Origin of the sequence: Amycolatopsis sp. SID8362 (assembly GCF_010550475.1) — a bacterium.
In the GTDB taxonomy this organism is placed as follows: domain Bacteria; phylum Actinomycetota; class Actinomycetes; order Mycobacteriales; family Pseudonocardiaceae; genus Amycolatopsis; species Amycolatopsis eburnea.
The window spans coordinates 1-5,022 of the sequence record NZ_JAAGNB010000225.1 but is presented as its reverse complement, the minus strand read 5'-3'; the positions used below and the strand labels follow the sequence as shown (position 1 = coordinate 5,022).

Genomic DNA, 5,022 nt, shown 5'->3' with positions numbered 1-5,022 from the left:
CGGCGGGCGAGGTGCCGGGCCACGGCGGCGCCGAGCGTGCCGGTACCGCCGGTGACGAGCACAGTCCCTGCCGGTTCGGGCCGCGGCAGCGTGAGGACGTTCTTGCCGATGTGCTTGGCCTGGCTGACGAACCGGAACGCGTCGGCGGCGCGGCCGAGGTCCCAGGCGCGCACCGGCAACGGCGTCAGCTCGCCGCGGCCGAAGGCGGCCAGCAGGCCGGCGAGGATGGCGGCGATCCGGTCCGCGCCCGGGTCGCCGAGGTCGAAGGTGTGGTAGCCGTCGCCCTCGCGGACGTCGGTCTTGCCCAGCTCGACGAACTGCCCGCCGGGCTTGAGCAGCGCCAGCGAGGCGTCGGTGAACGCGCCGGTCAGCGAGTTCAGGACGACGTCGACACCACCGGCGAACTTCTCGCGGAAGTCCAGGGTGCGCGAGCTGGCCAGGTGGGCGTCGTCGAGGCCGAGCTCGCGCAACACGGCGTGCTTGCCTTCGCTGGCCGTCGCGAACACTTCGGCGCCTTTCCACCGCGCCAGCTGCACGGCGGCCATCCCGACGCCCCCGGCCGCCGCGTGCACGAGCACGGACTGGCCCGCTTCGAGGCCGCCGAGGTCGAACAAGCCGTAGTAGGCGGTGACGAACGCGACCGGGACGGTGGCCGCCTCGGCGAACGTCCACCCGCCGGGCATCGCCGCCAGACGGCGCGCGTCGGCGGTCGCTCGCGGCGCGAAGGCGTCGTCGACGAGACCGAACACGCGGTCCCCGACGGCGAGATCCGCAACGCCCGCACCGATTTCGACGACCACGCCGGCGGCTTCCGAGCCGAGGCGGGCGTCGGGGTCCGGGTACATGCCGAGGGAGATGAGCACGTCGCGGAAGTTCAGCCCGGCGGCGCGGACCTCGATCCGGACCTCGCCCGTTCCCAGCGGTCCTTCGGTCGTCTCGGTCAGCGCCAGGCTGTCGGTCGTGCCGCCGCCGGTGGTGGCGAGGCGCCAGGAGCCGGTCGTGGGGGTCAGCGGCATCGCGCTCGCGCGGACCAGCCGCGGCGCCGTCGCGATGCCTTCGCGAAGTGCCAGCTGCGGCTCACCGAAGGCGTCCACAGTGGACAGGAGGTCTCGCGACCGCGGGTCGTCGTCGACGTCGGCCAGGAGGAACCGGCCGGGGTGTTCCGACTGCGCGGACCGCACCAGCCCGGCGACGGCCGCCGCGGCGAGGTCGCCGTCCGCCGCGCCGCGGGTGACGACGACGAGCTTGCCCGGCCGATCCTCGGCGAGCCAGGTCTGCAGTTCGGTCAGGACCCGGCCGGTGGTTTCGTGCACGTCGCCGCCGGTCACCCGGGTGAACTCGAGGTCCGCGCCCGCCGCCGCGGGGTCGGCGGTGACCTCGGTCCAGACCTGTTCGAAGAGCGTGTCCGGGACGGTGGCCGCCGCGGGGGCGACCGGGCGCAGCAGCAGCGAGCCGACGGTCACCACGGGGGCGCCGGTGGTGTCCCACGCGGTGAGCGCGACGGCGTTCTCCCCCGCCGGGCTCAGCCGGACCCGGAGCGCGGTGGCGCCGGTGGCGTGCACGGCGACGCGGGTGAAGGAGAACGGCATCCGGGCGGCGCCGTCGTCCGGCGTGACGATGCCGAGGCCGAGCGGGTGCAGTGCGGCGTCGAGCAGGGCCGGGTGCAGGGCGAACCCGGCCGCGTCGAACGGTTCCGGCAGCGAGACTTCGGCGAAGACCTCGGTGCCGTCGCGCCAGACGCGGGTGAGGCCGCCGAAGGCTTCGCCGTAGACGAAGCCCATCGCGGCGAGCCGCTCGTAGAGCTCGGTGGTATCGACCGGTTCCGCGCCGGCCGGCGGCCATTCGGCGGCACTTTCACGTGAAAGTGCCGCGGTGCTGACGCTGCCGGTGGCGTGCTGGGTCCAGTCGGCGTCGGCGGTCCGCGAGTGCACGGCGATCGGGCGGCGGCCCGCGGGGTCGGCCGGGCCGGCCGACACCTGGACGGTGACCGCGCCGCGGTCGGGCAGGACCAGCGGGGCGGCGAAGGTCAGTTCGTCGACGACGGTGCAGCCGACCTGGTCGGCGGCTTGGACGACGAGTTCGAGCAGGGCGGTGCCGGGGACCAGGACGGTGCCGGACAGCGCGTGCCCGGCCAGCCACGGGTGCGTTTCCAGGGAGAGGCGTCCACTGAGGACGGTGCCTTCGTCGCCGGCGAGGTCGACGGCCGCGCCGAGCAGCGGGTGGTCGATGGCGCCCACGCCGACGGCTCCGAGGTCGCCGCGGGCGGCTCCGGGGCGTGGCCAGTAGCGGTCGCGTTGGAAGGGATAGGTCGGGAGGTCGATGCGGCGGCCGCCGGGGAAGAAGGGCGTCCAGTCGACGTTGATGCCGTGGACGTGAACGGTGCTCAAAGCGGTGAGCAGTGCTCTTTCTTCGGAGCGGTCTCGTCGTAGAGCACTGCTCACGGTTCCGCCGTCGATCATCGCGCTCAGGACGCCGTCCGGGCCCAGTTCCAGGAAGGTCTGGACGCCTTCGGCTTGGAGCGTGTCGATGCCGTCGGCGAAGCGGACTGCTTGCCGGACGTGGCGGACCCAGTAGTCGGCCGTGAACGGCTCTGCGAGAGCACCGCTCACATTCGAGACCACCGGTATCGTCGCGGGGCAGTGCTCCAACGACTCGGCGACCGCGCGGAACTCCTCCAGCATCGGGTCCATCAGCGGCGAGTGGAAGGCGTGGCTCACCGTGAGGCGCTTGGTCTTCGGGAACTGCGCTGCGATCGCCAAGACCTCGGACTCGTCGCCGGAGATGACCACCGACTCGGGGCCGTTGACGGCGGCGATGGAGACGCCATCGGTGAGGGTGATCGCGGATTCGGGCGCGGCGATGGAGACCATGGCGCCACCCGCGGGGAGGGCTTGCATGAGGGAGGCGCGGGCGGAGACCAGGCGGCAGGCGTCTTCGAGCGAGAGCACGCCGGCTACGTGCGCCGCCGAGATTTCGCCGATTGAGTGGCCCGCTACGAAGTCTGGGTGGATGCCGAACGATTCGATCAGGCGGTAGAGGGCTACTTCTAGGGCGAATAGGGCGGGTTGAGTGAATTCGGTGCGGTCTAGGAGGTCTTGGCGGGTGAAGGCCTCGCGGAGTGCGGGATCGAAGTGAGAGAGGATCTCGTCGAAAGCCGCGGCGTAGACCGGGAAGCGAGAGTAGAGCTGCTCGCCCATGCCAGACCGTTGGGCGCCTTGGCCGGTGAACAGGACCGCTAGCAGGGCGTCTGGGTCCGCTGTACCCGTGATGATGTCGTCGCCCAGGCGTACCGCGCGGTGGTCGAGGCGGGCTCGGGTGGTGGCCAGTGAGAATCCCAGGTCCGCCGGGTTCGCGGACGGGAGCCGGTCGATCAACGTCTCCAGGGCGGCCGCGTCGTGGGCGGAGAAGACCTGCGGCAGCAGCGCGTCCGTCGGGGACGGCTCGGGCTGGGGCTCGACGGCCGGGGCCTGCTCCAGGATCGTGTGGACGTTCGTGCCGCTCACGCCGAACGCCGAAACCGCCGCACGGCGGGGACGGTTGTGGTCGGGCCAGTCGCGGGGCTCGGTGAGCAGCTCGACGGACCCGGCCGACCAGTCCACTTGGGACGAGGGCGCGTCGACGTGCAGGGTGCGGGGCAGGACGCCGTGGCGCAATGCCTCCACCGTCTTGATGACGCCGGCCATGCCCGCCGCGGCCTGGGTGTGGCCGAGGTTGGACTTGACCGAGCCGAGCCAGAGGGGCTCGTCGCGGTTCTGGCCGTAGGTGGCCAGCAACGCCTGGGCCTCGATCGGGTCGCCGAGGCGGGTGCCCGTGCCGTGGGCTTCGACCGCGTCGACGTCTGATGTGGACAGTCCGGCGTTCGCCAGCGCCGCTCGGATGACCCGCTGCTGCGAGGGGCCGTTCGGGGCGCTCAGGCCGTTCGACGCACCGTCCTGGTTGATGGCCGAGCCGCGGACGACGGCGAGGATCTGGTGGCCGTTGCGTTCGGCGTCCGAGAGGCGCTCCAGCAGGATCAGGCCGACGCCTTCGCCCCAGCCGGTGCCGTCGGCCGCGTCGGCGAAGGGCTTGCAGCGGCCGTCCGCGGCCAGGCCGCGCTGGCGGGCGAACTCCAGGAACGCCATCGGCTTGGCCATGATCGCCACGCCGCCGGCCAGTGCCAGCGAGCACTCGCCCTGCCGCAGCGCCTGGCTCGCCAGGTGCATCGCGACCAGCGCCGACGAACACGCGGTGTCGACCGTGACGGCCGGGCCTTCGAGCCCGAAGGTGTACGACAAGCGCCCGGACATCACGCTGGGGGCCTCGCCGGTGAGCAGGTAACCCTCCGAACCGGACGGTCCCTGTTCGAGGTTCGAGCCGTAGCCGGAACTGCTGGCGCCGACGAACACGCCCGTCGCGCTGCCGCGCAGCGACGCCGGGTCGACGCCCGCGCGTTCGAACACCTCCCACGCCGTCTCCAGGAGCACGCGCTGCTGCGGGTCCATGGCGAGGGCTTCCCGCGGCGAGATGCCGAAGAAGCCCGCGTCGAAGTCGGCGGCACCCGTGACGAATCCGCCGACCTCGGCGAACTCCGCGTCACCGAAGGAAGTCAGGTCCCAGCCTCGGTCGGCAGGGAACGCCGTCAGCGCGTCGACGCCGTCGGTGACCAGGCGCCACAGGTCTTCCGGCGACCGCACGCCGCCGGGGAAGCGGCAGCCCATCGCGACGATCGCGATCGGTTCGTCGGTGGCGGCGGCCGCGGTGACGACCGCGGTTTCGGTGCGGCCCAGCAGAAGCCGGTGCAGCTCTTCGGCGAGGGCGGCCGGGTTCGGGTGGTCGAACACCAGCGTCGCGGGCAGCGTCAGCCCGGTCGCCGCGTTGATCCGGTTGCGGACCTCGACCGCGGTCAGCGAGTCGAAGCCCAGCTCGCGGAACGCCCGGCCGGCCGGGACCGCCGTCGCCGAGTCGTGCCCGAGCACCGACGCGGCCTGGCCGCGGACGAGGTCGAGCAGCAGCCGGCGGGCCTCGGCCTCGCCGAGCCCGGCC

At 72.9% G+C, this 5,022-nt stretch carries 1 protein-coding gene; it reads right to left on the bottom strand.

Annotated features, from left to right (window positions below; translation table 11 throughout):
• Positions 1 to 5,022, bottom strand: a 5,022-nt coding sequence (locus G3I65_RS07595; RefSeq protein WP_160695449.1) for a type I polyketide synthase, incomplete at both ends; no start/stop codon positions are given.